At 65.3% G+C, this 18,828-nt stretch carries 19 protein-coding genes; 16 read left to right on the forward strand and 3 right to left on the reverse strand.

Features of this window, described 5'->3' with window-relative positions; translation table 11 throughout:
* Position 1: 1 nt before the first annotated feature.
* The 3 genes from cbiE to cobM are packed head-to-tail and all read left to right on the forward strand — an operon-like array spanning position 2 to position 2,396.
* A complete protein-coding gene (gene cbiE, locus QX073_RS11445) occupies positions 2-1,237 on the forward strand; it encodes a precorrin-6y C5,15-methyltransferase (decarboxylating) subunit CbiE (RefSeq protein WP_316225768.1) in 1,236 nt (411 codons plus the stop codon).
* Complete coding sequence (locus QX073_RS11450; RefSeq protein ID WP_316166972.1) at positions 1,234-1,638, forward strand: cobalamin biosynthesis protein; 405 nt, start codon at positions 1,234-1,236, stop codon at positions 1,636-1,638. The genes cbiE and QX073_RS11450 overlap by 4 nt, the downstream gene beginning before the upstream one ends.
* On the forward strand, positions 1,635-2,396 hold the full coding sequence (gene cobM / locus QX073_RS11455) for a precorrin-4 C(11)-methyltransferase (RefSeq protein ID WP_315754514.1): 762 nt from the start codon (positions 1,635-1,637) through the stop codon (positions 2,394-2,396). Before QX073_RS11450 ends, cobM begins: the two co-directional genes overlap by 4 nt.
* On the opposite strand, the gene QX073_RS11460 is transcribed toward cobM, so the two are convergent.
* A complete protein-coding gene (locus QX073_RS11460) occupies positions 2,366-3,496 on the reverse strand; it encodes a cobalt-precorrin-5B (C(1))-methyltransferase (protein ID WP_316225769.1) in 1,131 nt (376 codons plus the stop codon). The genes cobM and QX073_RS11460 overlap by 31 nt on opposite strands.
* A 47-nt stretch (positions 3,497-3,543) precedes the next feature.
* Here QX073_RS11460 and QX073_RS11465 point away from each other — a divergent pair, with 47 nt between their 5' ends.
* A complete protein-coding gene (locus tag QX073_RS11465; RefSeq protein WP_316225770.1) occupies positions 3,544-4,884 on the forward strand; it encodes a cobyrinate a,c-diamide synthase in 1,341 nt (446 codons plus the stop codon).
* A complete protein-coding gene (gene bluB, locus QX073_RS11470; protein ID WP_315718446.1) occupies positions 4,881-5,537 on the forward strand; it encodes a 5,6-dimethylbenzimidazole synthase in 657 nt (218 codons plus the stop codon). Before QX073_RS11465 ends, bluB begins: the two co-directional genes overlap by 4 nt.
* On the opposite strand, the gene QX073_RS11475 is transcribed toward bluB, so the two are convergent.
* Both QX073_RS11475 and QX073_RS11480 read right to left on the reverse strand, forming a co-directional pair.
* Positions 5,538-6,263 carry a formyltransferase family protein gene (locus tag QX073_RS11475; RefSeq protein WP_316166968.1) on the reverse strand — a complete coding sequence of 242 codons (726 nt, stop codon included), beginning with the start codon at positions 6,261-6,263 and terminating at the stop codon, positions 5,538-5,540. It lies immediately after the preceding gene.
* A gap of 18 nt (positions 6,264-6,281) precedes the next feature.
* Entirely contained in the window at positions 6,282-7,613 is a 1,332-nt protein-coding gene (locus tag QX073_RS11480; protein WP_316225771.1) for a hypothetical protein, read from the reverse strand.
* A 940-nt stretch (positions 7,614-8,553) separates the two neighbouring features.
* Between QX073_RS11480 and QX073_RS11485 the strand changes: the two genes are divergently transcribed.
* The 11 genes from QX073_RS11485 to QX073_RS11535 all read left to right on the forward strand — a co-directional run bounded on the left by QX073_RS11485 (position 8,554) and on the right by QX073_RS11535 (position 18,667).
* Positions 8,554-9,258, forward strand: a complete 705-nt coding sequence (locus QX073_RS11485) for an RNA polymerase sigma factor (protein ID WP_316194754.1) — start codon at positions 8,554-8,556, stop codon at positions 9,256-9,258.
* Between the two features lie 138 nt (positions 9,259-9,396).
* The gene (locus QX073_RS11490) at positions 9,397-10,221 is read left to right on the forward strand and encodes a flagellin (RefSeq protein WP_315718450.1); all 825 of its coding nucleotides are present in this window, start codon (positions 9,397-9,399) and stop codon (positions 10,219-10,221) included.
* 61 nt (positions 10,222-10,282) lie between these two features.
* Positions 10,283-11,998, forward strand: coding sequence for a flagellar filament capping protein FliD (gene fliD / locus QX073_RS11495; protein WP_316225772.1), 1,716 nt, complete (start codon positions 10,283-10,285; stop codon positions 11,996-11,998).
* Positions 11,998-12,423, forward strand: coding sequence for a flagellar export chaperone FliS (locus QX073_RS11500; protein ID WP_316225773.1), 426 nt, complete (start codon positions 11,998-12,000; stop codon positions 12,421-12,423). The genes fliD and QX073_RS11500 overlap by 1 nt, the downstream gene beginning before the upstream one ends.
* Before the next feature lie 231 nt (positions 12,424-12,654).
* Positions 12,655-12,927, forward strand: a complete 273-nt coding sequence (locus QX073_RS11505) for a hypothetical protein (RefSeq protein ID WP_316225774.1) — start codon at positions 12,655-12,657, stop codon at positions 12,925-12,927.
* 364 nt (positions 12,928-13,291) lie between these two features.
* Positions 13,292-13,957: a flagellar hook assembly protein FlgD gene (locus QX073_RS11510; RefSeq protein ID WP_315718454.1), complete on the forward strand. Its 666-nt coding sequence runs from the start codon at positions 13,292-13,294 to the stop codon at positions 13,955-13,957.
* 22 nt (positions 13,958-13,979) lie between these two features.
* Positions 13,980-15,218: a flagellar hook protein FlgE gene (gene flgE / locus QX073_RS11515; protein WP_315769942.1), complete on the forward strand. Its 1,239-nt coding sequence runs from the start codon at positions 13,980-13,982 to the stop codon at positions 15,216-15,218.
* Positions 15,219-15,220: 2 nt separating this feature from the next.
* Positions 15,221-15,490 (forward strand): hypothetical protein, encoded by a 270-nt coding sequence (locus QX073_RS11520; protein ID WP_315718456.1) that lies wholly within the window; start codon positions 15,221-15,223, stop codon positions 15,488-15,490.
* 15 nt (positions 15,491-15,505) lie between these two features.
* Positions 15,506-15,958 (forward strand): flagellar protein FlgN, encoded by a 453-nt coding sequence (locus QX073_RS11525; protein WP_315718457.1) that lies wholly within the window; start codon positions 15,506-15,508, stop codon positions 15,956-15,958.
* 27 nt (positions 15,959-15,985) lie between these two features.
* The gene (flgK, locus tag QX073_RS11530; protein ID WP_316193993.1) at positions 15,986-17,743 is read left to right on the forward strand and encodes a flagellar hook-associated protein FlgK; all 1,758 of its coding nucleotides are present in this window, start codon (positions 15,986-15,988) and stop codon (positions 17,741-17,743) included.
* A 54-nt stretch (positions 17,744-17,797) separates the two neighbouring features.
* Positions 17,798-18,667 (forward strand): flagellin, encoded by an 870-nt coding sequence (locus QX073_RS11535; RefSeq protein ID WP_316225795.1) that lies wholly within the window; start codon positions 17,798-17,800, stop codon positions 18,665-18,667.
* Positions 18,668-18,828: the final 161 nt, after the last annotated feature.

The following is an 18,828-nucleotide window of genomic DNA, read 5'->3' on the forward strand; positions in this document are numbered from 1 at the left end:
CATGGTGAACTCGGCCGCAACTTGCAACGCGCAGCGCTGGCTGTCCATCGTCGGGATTGGCGAGGATGGTGTTGACGGTCTCTCAACGTCTGCACGACGTCTCATCGCGCAGGCGGCGCTCGTGGTCGGCGGCGCGCGCCATCTCGAGCTTGCGGCGCCGTTGATTGCGGGGGAACGGCTGGCCTGGCCCAGCCCGCTGAAGCTCGCGTTCGACCAGATCGCGGCGCGACGGGGAGAGCCCGTCGTCGTTCTCGCAAGCGGCGATCCTTTCAACTACGGCGTCGGCAAGCAGCTGATGCAGCGTTTCGCGTCCGCCGAGATGCTTTGCGTCCCGCAGCCCTCGGCCTTCAGCCTCGCAGCGGCACGGCTCGGCTGGCCGCTGCAGGATGTGACGCAGGTGACGCTGCACGGCCGCCTGCTCGAAGGGATCATCCGCCATCTCGCGCCGGCGGCGCGCATTCTGGCCCTGGCCTGGGACGGTTCCACTGCCGCACGGCTCGCCGCGCTGCTGACCTCACGCCGCATGGGACGCTCGCGCCTGACGGTGCTGGAAGCGATCGGCGGCGCGCACGAACGGGTGCGCAGCGCGTCGGCCGACGCGTTCGATCTCTCTGATATTCATCCGCTGACGACGATCGCGATCGATGTCGAAGCGGAGGTTGATGCGCCCGTGATCCCGCTGACCGCCGGTCTTGCCGATGACCTGTTCGAGCATGACGGCCAGTTGACCAAGCGCGAGGTCCGCGCCGTGACGTTGTCGGCCCTGGCGCCGCGTCCGGGCGAGCTGTTGTGGGACGTCGGGCTGGGCTCGGGTTCGGTGGCAATCGAGTGGCTGCTGCGTCATGGCTCGTTGCGCGCAATCGGCATCGAGGCGCGCCAGGACCGGGCCGACCGGGCGATGCGCAACGCGCTGGCGCTCGGCACTCCCGAGCTGACACTGGTGACGGGGCGCGCGCCAGCGGTGCTGGCGGATCTCGAAACGCCGGATGCGGTCTTCATCGGCGGCGGCATTTCGGAAGCGGGGGTGTTCGAAGCCGTCTGGTCGCGGCTGAAACCCGGCGGCCGCCTCGTCGCCAACGTGGTGTCGCTCGAAGGCGAGACGCGGCTGAGCGCGTTGTTCGGCCAGCATGGCGGTGAACTGATCCGCATCGCCGTTTCGCGCATCGAGCCGGTTGGCCGCATGCATGGCTGGCGGCAGGCCATGCCGATCACGCAGTGGCGGGTGACGAAGCCATGATCGCGCTCGGGATTGGTTGCCGGCGTGCCGCCGACGTCGCAGATATCGAGGCGGTCATCGCGCATGCGCTCTCGCTTGCGCGCCTCGCGCCCGCAGACGTGGCGGTGCTCGCCACTGCGGCTGACAAGGCCAGTGAGCCTGGCGTGATCTGCGCCGCGCAGCGGCTTGGCCGTCCGCTCGTCGCCATCGCCTCTGCTGACATGGCGGCTGTTGCCGATCGCGCGATCACGCGGAGCGATCGCGTCAGGTGCTTGAAGGGTGTACCTTCGGTTGCCGAGACGGCGGCGCTCGCTGCCGCTGGCGTGAATGCCCGGCTGATTCTCGCGCGCGTCGCAAACGCCGTAGCGACCTGCGCGGTGGCGGAGGGCGACGGCGCCATTGTTGCGGAGCCTGCCTCATGACGGTGCATTTCGTTGGCGCGGGTCCAGGCGCGCCGGACCTGATCACCTTGCGCGGCCGCGACCTGATCGCGCGCTGCCCGGTGTGTCTCTATGCGGGCTCGCTGGTCCCTCGGGCGCTGCTCGATCATTGTCCACCCGGCGCGCGTATCGTCGACACGGCACCGATGTCGCTCGACGAGATCGTCGCCGAAATCGAGCGCGCCACGCTCGCGGGCGAAGATGTGGCGCGACTGCATTCCGGCGATCTCTCGATCTGGAGCGCGCTCGGCGAGCAATTGCGGCGCCTCGATGCATTGCGGATCCCCTACACGATCACACCGGGCGTACCGTCGTTCGCGGCGGCTGCCGCCGCGCTTGGCCGCGAACTGACCTTGCCGGGCCTCGCCCAATCGGTGGTGCTCACGCGGACGTCCGGCCGCGCGTCGGCCATGCCGGAGACGGAGCAGCTCTCGCTGTTCGCGCAGTCGCGCGCCACGCTCGCCATCCATCTCTCGATCCACGTTCTCGATAAAGTCGTTGACGAGCTGCGGCCGCATTACGGCGACGACTGTCCGGTGGCGATCGTCTATCGCGCGAGCTGGCCGGATCAGTTGGTCCTGACCGGCACGCTGGCGACGATCGTCGGACAAGCCGCGGCTTCCGCCGTGGAGCGGACCGCGCTGATCCTCGTGGGCCGCGCGCTCGCAGCCGAGGATTTTCGCGACAGCGCGCTGTACGATACCGGCTATCAGCGGCGCTTCCGCGGGAGGGGCGAATGAGCCGGTCCCTGACTTTGTCCCACCAGCCGGCCGTCACGGTCGAACACGGCGACGTCGAGGGCCATGTCGTTGTCGCCCAGCGCACGCCGCGCCGTCTTCCAGGCGGCGAGCGCGACGGCCTCGCCGGCGGGAAATCCGACCCGCTCGGCCTCCTGCAGCACCTGCAGCGCGGTGTTGGCCGTGCGTGCGCTCGTGACCAGCGTGGCCGGCGCCCCCGCGTCATGCAGCGTGTTCGCGAGCCAGCCGAGATCGACCTCGCCGGCGCGCGAATGCAGGTCGAGCAGGCCCTGGCCGAGCTTGGTCATCTTGGCGAAGCCGCCGGCCACGGTGACGCGGGCGACCGGATGCCGGCGCAGATATTTCAACATGCCGCCGGCGAAATCGCCCATGTCGATCAGCGCCGTCTCCGGCAGGCCATGGAGCTGCTGCACGGCCTTCTCGGACGTGCTTCCCGTCGCGCCAGCGATGTGCGGCAGGCCAGCCGCGCGCGCGACGTCGATACCGCGATAGATGGAGTGGATCCAGGCAGCACAACTGAACGGCACCACGATTCCCGTGGTGCCGAGGATCGACAGGCCGCCGACAATGCCGAGCCGCGGGTTCAGCGTCTTCCTGGCGAGCTCCTCGCCGCCGGGAATGGAGATCTCGACGGCCACATCGCGCGCCGCGCCGAGCGCGGCAGCGGCCTCATTGATCGCCGCCGCGATCATCTCGCGCGGCACCGGATTGATCGCAGGTTCTCCCGGCGGCAGCGGCAATCCCGGTCGCGTCACTGTGCCGACGCCGGGGCCGGCGCGGAACGTCACGCCGGAATTGTCTGCACCGCGCCGCAAAGTCGCTTTGACCAGCGCACCGTGCGTGACATCGGGATCGTCGCCGGCGTCCTTGACGACGCCCGCGGTTGCCTTGGTGCCGTCGGTCTCATGCATCGCGATCGCAAAGCCGACGCGACGCCCGCCGGGCAAGGCGATCTCGACCATGGCAGGACAGTTGCCCGTGATCAGCAGCTCGTAGGCGGCGCGCGCCGCAGCCGTGGCGCAGCTGCCGGTCGTCCAGCCACGCTTCAGCGGTTGGTTCGGCGGATCCGCAGTTTCCTTCATGTCCGTTCGCATAGCACATTTTGCCATGCCTCGGCGGCGTTGCGGCCATGACCATGGTGGCGCCCAACGGAATCATCGTCGCCGCGCCGCGTTCCGGCGCCGGCAAGACGACGGTCACGCTCGGGCTCTTGCGTGCGCTCAGCCGGCGCGGCGCGCGCGTGCAACCCTTCAAATGCGGCCCGGACTATATCGATCTCGCCTATCACACGGCCGCTGCAGGACGGACGAGCTACAATCTCGACGGCTGGGCGATGTCGGCGCGGCAACTGCTCGGGCTTGCCTGCAGCGTTGCCGCCGACGCCGATATCGCCATCATCGAGGGCGTCATGGGCCTGTTCGATGGTGCGTCACATCCCGGGCGCGCGGGCAGCGGCTCGGCCGCGGATCTCGCAGCCCTGACCGGCTGGCCAGTCGTGCTCGTTCTCGATGTCAGTGGGCAGACCGAGACGGCCGCCGCCGTCGCGCTCGGCTGCGCGCGTTTTCGCGACGATGTTCGCGTGGCCGGGGTGATCCTCAATCGGGTCGCGAGCGAGCGCCACCGAGCGCTCATCGAGCCGGCGTTCGCGGCTATCGGAATCAAGGTCCTCGGCGCTCTGGCGCGGGACGCGCAATTGACCTTGCCGGAACGTCATCTCGGCCTGGTCCAGGCCCAGGAGATCACGGCCATCGAGGCCCATCTCGAGCGTCTCGCGGCCAGCGTGACCGGATCGGTCGATCTCGACGCGCTGCTCGCTCTCGCGAACCCGATCCGCGCGCCCGATCTAGCGGCGCAGACATCCAGCCTCGGCCTCAAACCGCCCGGACAGCGCATCGCGTTCGCAGCAGATGCCGCCTTCTCGTTCAGCTATCCGCACCTCCTCCGGCACTGGCGCGCTCAGGCCGCGGAGACCATTCCGTTCTCGCCGTTGAACGACGAGGCTCCCGATCCCGCAGCCGACGCGGTCTGGCTGCCAGGCGGCTATCCCGAATTGCACGCGGGACGGTTGGCCTCGGCGCGGTCGTTCCTCGATGCGTTGCGCGCGATGGCGTTACGCGGCGTGCCGATCCACGGTGAGTGCGGCGGCTACATGACGCTGGGGACAGGACTCGAGGATGCTCACGGTGTCCGGCATGCGATGGCCGGGCTGCTGTCGCTGGAAACGTCGTTCGCGCGCCGCCGCCTGCATCTCGGCTATCGTCAAGCGACGCTCTTGGCCGACTGCAGTCTCGGCGGAAGAGGGGCCGTCGTTCACGGTCACGAATTCCACTATGCAACCATCCTGAGCGAGGCAGACGATCCGCTGATCGCGTGCCGCGATGCGTCGGGCGGCGTCGTCGCCGAGCACGGCGCCCGGCGCGGGTCGGTGACCGGATCGTTCCTGCACGTCCTGAGCGGGGAGGGCGCATGAGCGAGCCAGGCCGAAGCCCTCCGCAGTTCGACGCGACATTCCGGCAGCGCTTTGCCGAGCTGGTGCGCTGGCGTCGCGACGTCCGCCGTTTCCGCGCCGATCCGGTCTCCCCAGAGCTGATCGAACAGTTGCTCGCGCTCGCGTCCCATGCGCCATCCGTCGGCTTCTGCCAGCCCTGGCGGTTCGTGCTCGTCGAGAGCCCTGAACGCCGCGCGACGGTCATCGAGAACTTCCAGCACGCGAACCAGGCCGCGCTCGCCGGCTATGATGGTGAGCGCCGCGCGCTCTATGCAAGCCTCAAGCTGGAAGGCTTGACGCAGGCGCCGGTTCATCTCGCAGTCTGTGCCGACGAGGGCGCTGCCACCGGTCATCGTCTCGGCCGCGCCACGATGCCGGAAACGCTCCGCTACTCGGTGGTGGCCGCGATCCAGACGTTCTGGCTGGCAGCGCGCGCGGAAGGTCTCGGCGTCGGCTGGGTGTCGATCCTGGACCCGGCGGCTGTCTGTCGTGAACTCGAGTTGCCGTCCGACTGGAGCCTGATTGCGTATCTCTGCGTCGGCTGGCCGCAGGAGGAGCATGACGATCCCGAGTTGGAACGTCACGGCTGGGAAACGCGGCTCGACCAGACCGTGATCAAGCCGCTCAAGCGCTAGTCACGATGCGAGCGCCAGCGCCGGTGCGTCAACCGTCATCGGCTCGCCGACAGCGTCCGCGGCGCGCATGAGCTGAAACCGTGTGCCGTGCAGGTTGAGGGTCAGTGGAATGCCGCGGAAATCGTCGTGAAAGGCGCGGATGCGGCGCGCCATTTCGGCCGGATCGATGTCGACGGGCATGTCGCACATGGCGGCGTACATCTGCCGGGTGCTCTTCGCGCCGCTCCAACCGGTGCCGAGTGCCGGCAGCGGGCCGGCATGGCAGGCGAGGTCGCGCGACATCCGCCAGAACAGATAGGCGAGCCGCACGAACGTCATCTGCTCCAAGCCGCGGACATCCACGCCTTGCGGGATGTCGAACGTCTCGACACCGACGATCGCGCCGCAGTCGACCCGGGTCTCCATCGCATGGGCCGTCGCGCCGAAGCGCGTCGCACCGTCGTACATCGCGAAATGGGCCGGTGCCCAACCGGGATAATCCGGCGGGCCTGGATGAAAATTGTAGGCGCCGTGGCCGAGCGCCTGAAGGATGGCGGCGGGCACGATGACGCCGGTCGTGAAGGCAAGCAGGCGGGATCTGCCGAGCACGTCGCGCTCGATGGCTTCGATGTCCTGCAGGCTGACCGCGAAACGGAAGGCGAGGGCAGGGTTGTGCGCCCGCAGGAGCTCCGACAATGCGAGCTGCTGGTCGCGGCTGCCGGTGAGAAGAATGATGGTGTCGAACATGATTTGTCCTGGCTGGCGTCAGTGGCGATGGGCGTTGAAGCTGGCGGGCCGGCGCGTCGCTTCCGAGGCGGCGGTGGCGGCGAACAGATCGGCCGGCAGTTCCTGACCGGGGATGATCTCGAGCACCATGTTGTCGGCCAGCAAAGCGGCCTCCCTCGCGATGCGAACCTCCGGCGGCCACGAGCACAGCGAAAGTTCGAGGCGGCCAAAGCCGCCGCAGTCGGCGACGAAGGCGCTCGTCAGCCTCTCGATGCTGTCAGCCGTTGCGCGTGCGCTACTGCGTTCGACGTCGCGCAGGATGACCGTGATGCCCCGGTCGGACTTCACTCTCGAGCGCACCACGAGCAGCGACTCCAGCGCGCCGACGCGCCCAGCCCGCCGCGGCGACCGCGCCACCTCGGCGAAGTCCGGGTCGGGACCAAGATCAGCCTTGGTCGGCTTCAGATTGTGCACGATCGTCGCGTTGCGGACCCCGGCTTCCCCTGCAACGGCATGAAAGCTGCGGGGAAGCCAGACCGTGTCGAGCGCGATCTGAGACGTTACCGCACTCCAGGCCTGGTCGATCAGATAGCCGCCCCAGACATCGGGGTATGACGAGGCGATCTCGCGCCAGGTCGTCAGCATTGTCTCGGCCGCCTTGGAGCGACCGAAATAGAGGGTACGCGCCGACATCTCCCAGCCGTTCCACTTATGGACGGCGAAGTCGCAGCCCGTCAGATGAGGAAGGTCCGGGGAGGCTTGAAACATCACGTCGGCCTCGACGTACAACAGCGGCTCGCGGTGACGCTGCCACATCCGCGCGATGAAGTCGGCCTTGTCGGCAGCGCTCAGACGCTCGCCGGGGCGTCGATCGATCGCCTCGATGTCGAATGGGAGCCCGAACCGCTGCAGCGAGCGTCTGAGATGATAGACGTGCAGGTCGCCGACCGTCGTTGGATGGCAGGACACGACACGCATCGCGGTTGCGGGTGCCGCCTCCGGAGCAGGCCAGTCGCGGCCGCCCCACCACAATTCATGCGGACCGTCGGCTGAGGTGCCGACGGTACCGAACGCGGTCAACTTGGATTTCAGGAAATCGAACGCAGGATTTTCGCCGAAGGGGATGACCACGGCGTCATACGTTGTCAGCGAGCCATGCAGCAGTTCGGCACCCGCGCCCGTTGGCGGGTCGAGCAGGACGACCGTACGGCCACGGCCAAGCGACGGACGGTCGCCGCAGTGAATCGGCGGCCCGAACGTCCTCGACAGCCATTGGAGACGACGACCTTGCTGCTGACCGAGCTTGACGCCAAGAGCGCGCAGGGCTTGCAGCGGGTCGTCGTCAATGGTCTTCGGGTCTTGTCGCGTCATGCCGGGTCCTCCTGCACAATCAAACGGACCACGTCAGCCAATCAGGCGCGTCGATCGCGCATGTGCTTGCACTGATGAATTGCGATGATGCGCGTAGGACGAGGCTCTCGACACGGAAAACGCGAACTTCGTTTCGCAATGTTGCCGGGCGCGCCGCTCGAAACCCGAACGGTTGAATCGACATCGTGATTGCAGAAGCGGAAGTACGAGCATTCGCGTCCGGTCTGATCAAGTTGACCAGCACTGACGTGAGCGATTGGGCGCGCAAAAGCGATCGCTGCGCGGATCCCGCGCTTCACGCTGATACGTTGAACGCAACTCCGCTCCGGAGAGTCTGTATCGATCGAAACATTCAGCAACATTCGGTGACGCTATGGACATCGATGGACATCCAGGCGCGTGTCGATGGCGCGCGACGCATCACGTCGTTCGCTTCATTTGTCGCGTCATCAGCAACTACAACGTAAGAACGCGACAGATCAGGCGCGTCATGTCGCAAAAATCGTCACGCGATTCAAAAATCGCGTCTGCGGCAACTGACAGAGTCGAAAAATGAGATAATTTCGTCGAGGTGATTCGGAAAAAATTGCCGGGCGAGATGATCGTTTCGCAAGAATTCCGGACCTTGCGCGAGCGCGGATTTGGCGTGCGCGGTACGCATCCACGGATGCTGTTAGTAAGCGTTGCGGCTCGCGTTTTCTGCTGAATTCGTCTTCCGGAATGAAATCCCCGCCATGCCGAACATCGGCCTTTCCTTCTCAACGACCGTCGAGCGCTCGATCCGAGTGCGGCAGAATTTGCCTGTCCCTAGGCAAAACATTCCATCTAACTACCTGAAAAGTCACAAAAAATCTTCGCCTGCTTCTCTCGATCGCAGCGTTCAACGATCGGAAGCCGTCTGCGAATTGCGTAGTCGGCATTGCGGGTTGGAGATTCGGAAATGAGCTACGCGCTGGACGTCTGGGCCCCGGCCGATGGCGTATCTTCGAAGGAGCCGGAGGCGCCGGACGTTGCGACGCTGCTGTCGAGCGAGTCGGCCAGCACCGTTCCCGACTCCGCGCCGCCAAGCGAGGCCGCGATCTGTGACGAGGACAAGGATCTGCTCGACCGGCTGGCCACCGGAGAGGAACTCGCATTTCGTCTCCTCGTCGAGCGCCACATCGACCGCGCCTATGCGATTGCGTTGCGCATCGTCGGCAATGCTGCCGATGCAGAGGACGTCGTGCAGGATACGATGTTGAAGGTCTGGACGCACCGGGGGCGGTGGCAGCACGGCCGCGCCAAATTCTCGACCTGGCTCTATCGCGTCGTCAGCAACCGCTGCATCGACATCCGGCGCAAGCCGCGGACCGAGAATGTCGATGTGGTGCCCGAGGTTGCGGACGGCAAGCCGGATGCAGTGAGCGTCATCGAGCGTGCGGAGCTCAGCGACCTCCTGGAAGGAGCGATGCAGCGGCTTCCGGAACAGCAACGGATCGCTGTGATCCTGTCGTATCACGAGAACATGAGCAACGGCGAGATCGCCGAGGTGATGGACACGACAGTGGCCGCCGTGGAGTCGCTGTTGAAACGGGGACGCCAGCATCTGCGCGACATGCTGCGGCGTCACGAGCGCGACATTCGCGGCGCCTTCACGGATTGCTAACCATAAAAATCCCGTCGCGGGAGAATTCCCGCCTGATTCCCGCAGGCGCTTCCGTTTGATCGGTCAGACGGGGCCGATCCGCACCGTCAGTCCTTCCACGATGCGGCGTGCTTTGCCGATCACTCAGGAGTCCTCACCGTGCCCGCAATTTCCACCAACATCGCCGCCAACTCCGCCGTCCGCTACCTGAACATCAACTCCAACCAGGAGACGAGCTCGCTCTCCAAGCTGTCGAGCGGTTCGCGCATCACGTCAGCCTCGGACGACGCGGCCGGTCTCGCCATTTCGACGCGTATCTCGTCGGACATCACCACGCTGCAGCAGGCTGCGACCAACACGGCGCAGGCGACGTCGATCTTGCAGACCGCGGATGGTGGCGCATCCAACATCAGCGACATCCTGGCGCGCATGAAGTCGCTGGCCTCCGAGTCCGCATCGGGCACCACGGTCGGAACCAGCCGCACCTACATCCAGTCGGAATTCTCGCAGCTCACCAGTGAAATCTCGTCGATCGCGACCGGAACGCGCTATAGCGGCCAGAGCCTGCTCGACGGCACCAGCACCTTCTCGTCGGGCGTCTCGGTCCTGGTCGGCTCGTCCGCGTCCGACACCATCAACATCACGCTGTCGGATCTCACCGCGAGCACGCTCGGCGTCTCGTCGCTCGACGTCAGCACCCAGACCGGCGCGACCGCAGCCTTGACCGCTCTCGACACCGCGATCGACACCGTGTCGAAGGCCCGCGCCGACATCGGCGCGCAGGAGTCGCGCTTCAACTTCTCGGCCGACTCGATCTCCACGCAGACGCAGAACCTGCAATCGGCCAATTCCGCGATCAAGGACGTCGACATCGCGTCCGAGCAGGCGAAGCTGTCGTCGGCGCAGGTGAAGACCCAGGCCGCGGTGTCGGCGGAAGCCGCCGCCAACCAGATCCCGCAGTACCTCCTGAAGCTGCTGGGCTGAGCCGTGATCTGCCGGGCCGGCGCCTCGCCGGTCCGGCTTCTTCCTTGGAGGACGACGACGGATGACGGTGAGCAGCGCAACCTCGAGCACGAGCAGCACGACGTCGTCGTCTTCATCATCGTCGACGAGCTCGAGCAGCTCGCTCACGACGTCGGGCACGAGCACGACGAGCACGATCGACTGGACCGCGCTGATCGAGTCCGCCGTCAATGCCAAGCTCACCCAGGCGACCCAGATCTCGACCAAGATCACGGCCAATGAGGCCAAGATCACGGCGTATCAGACGCTGCAGACCGCGCTGAAGACGCTGTCATCGGGATTGTCGTCACTGGCGACGTCGATGGTGAACTCGCTTGCGACCAACGCCTTCGCCACGCGGGCCGCCACCATCAGCGCGACCGGCGACGTCAGCGCCTCATCGGCTCTGTCGATGTCGGTGAGCAACGGAGCCGCGACCGGCAGCCACACGCTGACGATCAGCCAGGTCGCCACGGCTCACAAGGTGACGGGCGCGACGCAGTCGAGCCAGACCGCGGCACTCGGCTATTCCGGTACGTTCTCGCTCGGCCTGTCCGGGGGCAGCACGGCCGACATCACCATCACCAGCGGCATGTCGCTGCAGGATGTCGTCGACGCGATCAATGCCCAGAGCTCCACGACCAATGTCGAGGCGTCGATCGTCCAGGTATCGAGCGGGTCCTATCAGCTGGTGCTGACGGGAACCCAGGATGCCGCGGACATCACCTATGCAAGCTCGTCCGGGGACGACATCCTCAACAAGCTCGGGGTGACCGACAGCTCGGGAGCCTTCGCGACGGTGCTGCAGACGGCCCAGGCCGCGGAATTCACGCTCGATGGGATCAGCCTGACGCGCGATACCAACGACATCACCGACGTTCTCAGCGGCGTCACCTTCGACCTGCTGCAGGCGACCCCGTCCGGAACGACGCTGACCGTCACGATTGGGACGGACACGAGCCAGATCTCGTCGGCATTGCAGACATTCGTTACCGACTACAATGCATTCCGCGATGCCGTGATCGCGCAGCAGACCACCAATTCAGACGGGACGGCGTCCTCGAGCTCCGTCCTGTTCGGCGACGGCACCATGCGCGACATCATGAATTCGCTTCAGGCCGTGCTCGGAACCTCGGTCGGCGGGTTGACGATGGCCGACCTTGGCCTGTCGTTCAACGAGAAGAACGAGCTCGAACTCGATACCAGCACGCTGTCGACGATCCTCAGCACCAATCTGAGCGGCGTGACGACGTTGTTGTCGGCGCAGACCAAGACCTCGTCGAGCCAGCTCAGCGTGGTCAATACCGGGTCGTCGCCGCAGTCGTTCACCCTTGATCTGACGGTGGATTCGTCGGGAAATCTTTCGGCGGCGTCCGTCGGTGGCGACAGCTCCCTGTTCACGGTGAGCAGCAACACGATCGTGGGCAATTCCGGGACGATCTATGCCGGGATGGCCTTCACCTATGCCGGCTCGACGTCGCAATCGATCACCGTGACCTCCACACAGGGGCTCGCGACCCAGATCTACCAGATCGCCAAGACCGCATCATCCAGCACGGGATCGCTGCAGACGCTGATCGACAATCTGACCTCGCAGGACGACACGATGCAGGCCAAGGTCGATGACATCAAGAGCTCGGCCTCCACGTTCCAGACGCAGCTTACGGCGCAGTACGCCAAATATCAGGCTGCGATCGAGAGCGCCAACAACACGCTCACTTATCTGAAAGCCCTTCTCAACGCGAGTTCGAGTAACTGATGACCCAGAATTCGATGGCGCAATTCGCAAGTCAGGCCTATCGCGGCGCTGCGGTGGCCGTTCCGCCGCTGCGGGCCGTCACCATGCTGCTCAACGGAGCGATGATGAGCTTGCAGAAGTCGCTGCAGGCGCAGGAGGCCCGCCGCTTCGAGGAGGGGCACATCCATGTGACCCGGGCGACGGCCATTCTGCGCGGATTGAGCCTTCACCTCGATCCGACGCGCGGCGGGCCGGTCGCCGACCAGCTGTTCGGAACCTACAACGCCCTGATCGTGGCCGCGCTGCGGGCCTACGGTCGACCTCACATGCGCGAGAATTTCCAGCGGATCACCGAAAGTCTGCTGGAGCTGCGGGAGGCGTGGGAGGCGGTCGAGGCGGCATCCCGGGGAAAGCGAGCGGCCGGTGATTCGGCCAACCCTCGGTAGCTCTGGCGAATCAGGCCCCTGCCGCACCGCGGAAATCTTGGGAAACGGATCAGAAACGGGCTGCATTGTCTCCCGTTTCGGTATCCAGTGCGGCCTCGCGTGCATACGGCTCCCGAAAAATACGGAGTTTTCCGTGTCCGGTTGCGGTCGATCGCCACAATTGCCGATATCAATTTCGTTCGCGGGCTGAATGCTTTATGACCAAGCTGGAAGCGCTGGATTGGGCGGACGATGGACGTCAGGGAATTCGAGGATCTGATCGGCAGGCTGGGTGAGGACATCTCGCGCTGGCCAGCGGAGCAGCGTCAGTCAGCTGCTGATCTGCTGGCATCCTCTCCCGAAGCCGGTCGATTGCTGTCCGAGGCACGTCTTGTTCGTGAGGCGCTGTCGTCGCCGCCGGCGCGTGCACCCGCGGGCTTGACGTCGCGCATCCTTGCTGCGGCCCATCGCCTGACCCAAGAGGAAGCGGCAACCGCCCCGGCCGACGCCCACCAGCCTGGCTGAGCCCTAGCCAGGGCCGAGCTTGGGCGGCTACGCTTTGGCCGGTTGGACTTCGGCGCTGGAACCGCAACACCATCGCATCTGTCATCTCGCTCAATCTGTCGAGCTCGCTTGCGCGCGAATCCAGGCGCCCGAGTGCGGCGACGGCGAACCGTCGCGCCGATGCAGATCGGAGCCTCGCACCAGGCGATTTTTGCCCACTCAGCGCAACCGCGCGGCGGCAAATTCTGCCGTCGGATCAACTAATTCGACCGACTAATTGTGCGCCTGGAATCGGCGCTCCGGCCGTTTGATCAGCAAACGCCTTCACGACCGCGTGGTCGTGCTGTGTCCCGCCGCCGTTCGCGGCGCGAGCCGGAGTTCTGCCATGACCGTTTCTGCCGCGAGTTCGTCGACTGCGACCACCTCATCGACCTCATCATCCAGCGACACATCTCGTACGACACTCAGCTCTACCGACTTTCTTCAGCTTCTGGTGAGCGAACTCCAGAACCAGGATCCGCTCAATGCGACCAGCGTGACCGACTTCATCAACCAGATGACGTCCTACGCCAACTACACCTCGCAGCAGTCGCTCAACAGCAGCATGACCTCGCTGGCCGGCTCGTTCTCGAGCCTGGTGACGCTGAATTCGGTGAACTACATCGGTCACACCGTCGAGGCCAAGAGTGACACCGCCGTTCTCTCGAACGGCTCGGCGACGTTCGGCTATTCGCTGTCGTCGGCGGCATCGAACGTCTCGATCTCGATCAAGGATTCCTCCGGAAGCACGGTCTGGACCGGCACCGGGACCGGCAACAAGGGCGCCAATTCGATCACCTGGGACGGCACCGATTCCAGCGGCAATCAGCTCAGCGACGGCGGCCAGTACACGATCTCCGTGACGGCGACGGACTCCGCGGGCACCTCGGTCCTCAACTACACGACGGTCACCGGGACCGTAACCGGCATCGACACCTCGACCAGCACGCCCTCGCTCACCGTCGGCGGCGTTCCTGTCAGCGCCAGCAACATCATCGGCGTCACCTCCTGACGGCATTACCCGGAGTACAATCATGAGTCTTTCTGGAGCCCTGTCATCGGCGATCTCGGCGCTCAATGCGCAGAGTTCGTCGCTCGCCATGATCAGCGACAACATCTCCAACGCCGATACGACCGGATACAAGACCACCTCCGGCCTGTTCGAGCAGCTGGTGACGGCATCGAGCAGTTCGAAAGCCTATTCCTCGGGGGGCGTCTCGGTCTCCGGCCGTGCCAACATCACGCAGCAGGGGCTGCTGGCCGCCACCACCAACGCGACCGACGTCGCAATCCAGGGCTCGGGTTTCTTCGTCGCGACCAACTCGACTTCGGCCGGAGGCGAGACTTTCTACACCCGCAACGGCGCGTTCACCACCGACAATGCCGGCTATCTCGAGAACGACGGCTACTACCTCGAAGGCTGGCGCACCGATGCAACCGGCAACGTGGTCGGCAACGGCCTCGAGCCGGTCAATACGAAGGTGGCGCTGACGAATGGTGGGGCGACGACCAAGACGTCGCTTGCGGCCAACCTGCCGGCCGATGCCGCGAGCGGAGACACCTTCAGCAGCTCGATGACCGTGTACGATTCGCTGGGGCAATCGCACACGCTCAACGTCACCTGGACCAAGGGGGCGACGGCGAACGAATGGACCGCCGATTTCGCGCCGGCGACGGCGTCGGACGGCACCGTGACGAGCGGCACCTATACGATCGATTTCAACTCAGATGGTTCGCTCAGCACGGTCTCCTCGACCAATCTCGGTATCACCTGGAACAACGGCGCCGCGGCGAGCTCGATCGCGCTCAGCTTCGGCACCACCGGCGGCGGTACCGACGGCCTGACCCAGTTGTCGTCCGGCAGCACGACGCCGAGCGTCTCCAATTTCAGCGCCAATTCCGATGGCATCTCGTTTGGCACGCTGAGCAGCATTTCGGTCGGCAAGAATGGCCTCGTCGAGGCGACCTATTCCAACGGACAGACGGTTCCGATCTACAAGCTCGCGGTAGCGACCTTCGCCGATCCCAATGGTCTCGTGGCGCATAGCAGCGGCATGTACACGTCGACGGCGACGTCGGGCAATGCGACCCTGCAGGCGTCCGGCGAGAATGGTGCAGGAACCATCTACGGCAGTGAGCTGGAATCGAGCACGACCGACACCACGGGCCAGTTCAGCAACATGATCTCGGCTCAGCAGGCCTATTCGGCGGCATCGCAGGTGATCTCGGCCGTCAACAAGATGTACGACACGCTGATTTCGTCGATGAGGTGATCATGGCCGACCTGAAGAGGGAGCGGCTCGGCGAGGGCGAGGCTCTGCTGAAGAGGCTGCGGCGGCTGAGACTGCGCGCTGCGACCGCCGGCAAGGACGACCGCGCGCAACTGCTGGCCTTGATCGACGATATCGAAACGGTCCGACGAAAGCTGCTGCGTGAATGCGCGCTGCTCGACGAAGAGCTCAAGGTCGCCACCGTGAGGGTGACGGCGCTGAATACCTACGCCCGTGTCGCGCAGATCAGCCGCCGACCGCAGCGTGAACAGTAGGATGGGAGCGACAGGATGAAACACGCAATTCAGGCCGATCAGCGGCCGGCCAGCGAAGATGAAGTGCGGACCTTGATCGCGCTGATCGACGAACTCATCGCGGTGGTGTCGGAGGAGAATGCGGAGCTTGCCAAAGGGCTCCCGGCCTCGCGTTCCAAGCAGCTCGACGACAAGAATCGGCTCGCCGGGCTGTTTGAGCAGCGGGTCGCCGAATGCGCCAGGCGAACGGCGAGCCTCGACGTCCGCGACCGTGTGCTGCGCGAGCAGCTCATGGAGCACATCTTCAACCTTCGTGGCGCGATGGACGAGAACCTCGTTCGGCTGCGGGCTGCGATCGAAGCCAGCAATCGTCGCATCGAGGCGGTGATGCAGGCGATCCGCGAGCAGATCGCGAATGCCTCGCCCTATGGCGCCGGTGGACGTCGTACCGCGCGTGCGACGTCCTGTGGAACCAACGTGAGGGCGTGATGGCCAGCCAACAGCGGGAGTAGGGCAATGTCGCTCGACATAGCACGGCTGGTCGCCTTCAGCGGCATCTCGGCCACGGAGCTGCAGATCAGCGTGGCGTCGTCGAACATCTCGAACGCCGACACGAAGGGGTATACGCAGAAGACGGCCAACCAGGTCACGAACGTGACCGGCGGAATCGGGACCGGCGTTTCCATTACCGGCATTTCGAGCAATGTCGACAAGCTGCTGCTGAAATCCTTGATCGGAGCCAATTCGGAGCTCGGCGCGGCCGACACCACGAACAACTATCTGACGCAACTGCAGCAGCTGTTCGGCAGCGCGTCCACATCCGGCACCTCGACGACGGGAACGTCGCTGGCAAACTCGCTGGCATCGCTGGAGTCCGCCTTGTCGTCGCTGGCGAGCTCGCCCAGCAGTGTTTCGCTGCAATCGGCAGTCGTCAGCGCGCTGGATGACTTCGCCAGCCAGCTGCGCAGCACGTCGAGCGGTGTGCAGACGTTGCGGGCCAACGCCGACAAGGACATCGCGTCGTCGGTTCAGAGCGCCAACGACGACCTGCAACAGATCGCCGATCTCAATGTCGAGATCCGCAAGATGGCGGCGTCCGGCCAATCGACCGCCGATCTCGAGGACGAGCGCAATGCCGCGTTGCAGGACCTTTCGTCCTATATGAACGTCAGCTACTACGCGGCGTCGGACGGCGACCTTCAGGTCTATACCTCGTCGGGGCGAGCTCTCGTCGACAGCTCGGCGCACACGCTTAGCTATACGGCCTCGGCGAATGTCTCGGCGGCGTCGAGCTATGCGTCCGGCGGCTTCAGCGGCATCATGGTCGACGGCGTCGACGTCACGTCGCAGATCACGTCGGGCAAGATCGGTTCGCTGGTCACGTTGCGGGACGAGACCCTGCCGGCCGCGCAGACCCAGCTCGATCAGCTGGCCTCGCAGCTGAAATCGTCGCTGAATGCGATCACCAATGGCGCATCGGCCGTTCCACCTCCGACCGCTCTGACCGGGTCGGCGAGCGTCAGCAGTACGACGGCCCTGTCGGCGTCCGGAACGGTCCGCATCGCCGTGGCTGACCAGAGCGGCAATCTCGTTTCGTACGAGGATCTCGACCTGTCGTCCTATGCGACGGTGGGCGATCTGGTCACGGCGCTCAACGGCATCTCCGGGGTCTCTGCCTCGATCGATTCCAGCGGACACCTGTCGATCAGCGCCACGTCGTCGTCGAACGGCATCGCGATCAACGACATGACCAGCGCGGTCGGCGGCAGCGGCTTCTCCGACTATTTCGGCATGAATGACCTCGTCACCGGCACGAGCGCCGCCAATTTTGCCGTCAACAGCAGCATCCTGAGCGGCGCGGCCGGTTTGCCCACCGGCACGCTCGACGGCTCCGCGACGTTGACGACCGGCAGCCAGGTGCTGACGGCCGGCTCGGCGACGGTCATCGACGCGCTCGTTGACAAGCTGACCGGCTCGACCAGCTTCGCCTCGGCTGGCGGCCTGAGCGCAACGACCGGCTCGTTCGCCGACTACGCCGCGGCGATCGTCGCCAATGTCGCCAGCAAGGCGTCGCAGGCCTCCACTGCCTACACCGCGAAGTCGACGGCCCAGTCGAGCTATGCCAGTTCGCTGTCCTCGCAATCGGGCGTCAACCTCGACGAGGAGACGGCGCGGCTGAGCTCGCTGCAGAACAAATACGCTGCCGCCTCGCAGCTGATCTCCGTGGTCAACAGCATGTTCTCGTCGCTGCTCACTGCCGTGCAATCGACCTAGTCCGGAGTGGACATCATGACGATGCGGATTGCGACATTCTCGAACTCCGACCAGATGATCACGGGCGCGCTGCGGACGCAGGCGACCATGGCCAACCTCCAGGTGCAGGAGGCCTCGGGGCTGAAGGCCGAGTATCTCGCCGGTTACGGCGCCGACACCCAGCACGTCGTCAATCTGCAGGTCTCTGTCGCGCGGGCGCAGTCCTACATCGACGCTGCGACTCTGGCGGACAGCAAAGTGCAGGTCATGTACTCTGCCGTGGGGCAGGTGTCGGACATCGTCAGTCAGCTGCGCACGGCCCTGAGCGCTGCGAGCTCCGGCAGCAGCACGGGAACCACGTCCGCGATCAGCAGTGCGCAGCAGTTGCTGCAGCAGATGTCGGGCATTCTGAACACCCAGTACGACGGGCAATATCTGTTCGGCGGTGCGCGGACCGCGACGGCGGCGGTCGATACGTCGAGCTTCGCCTCCGGCACGGGATCGTTGACCACGACGGATACCAGCTATTTTCAGGGCGACAGCGAGCTTGCCTCGGTCCGGGTTTCCGATGGGCAGTCGGTCACCTATGGCGTTACTGCCGACAATCCGGCGTTCGAGGAGGTCATGCGGGTCCTGAAGTTCGTGGCCAACAGCTCGACCCTGTCCGGAACCGACATCACCTCCGCGCTGTCGCTTGCCGATCAGGCGGTGGACGATGTCGCCACGGTACAGGCCAAGCTCTCCGATGCGGCGTCCCGGATCGAGAGCGCGAAGTCGCAGCAGACCGATTACAAGAGCTATGCCGAGAGCCTGGCGACGGACCTGACCAGCGTCGATGTGGCGGCGGTCACCGCCCAGCTCTCGACTTATCAAGCCCAGCTCACGGCGAGTTATACCGCCATCTCCAAGATCCAGAGCCTGAACCTGGCCAGTTACCTGCGTTGAGCCCCGACTTATCGCGCGGCGATGCAGGGCGCAGGGGCCCGAGCAGAGCCGGATCTGCCAGGCGGGCCTAGACCTTGCCGGCGGCCGGCCTTGGGATCCGCATTCCCGGCCGATTGAAACCATGCGCCGCGCCGGAGGTTTGTTGACGGGCATCTCGTCGG

Source organism: Bradyrhizobium sp. SZCCHNS3052, assembly GCF_032484495.1.
Lineage (GTDB): Bacteria > Pseudomonadota > Alphaproteobacteria > Rhizobiales > Xanthobacteraceae > Bradyrhizobium.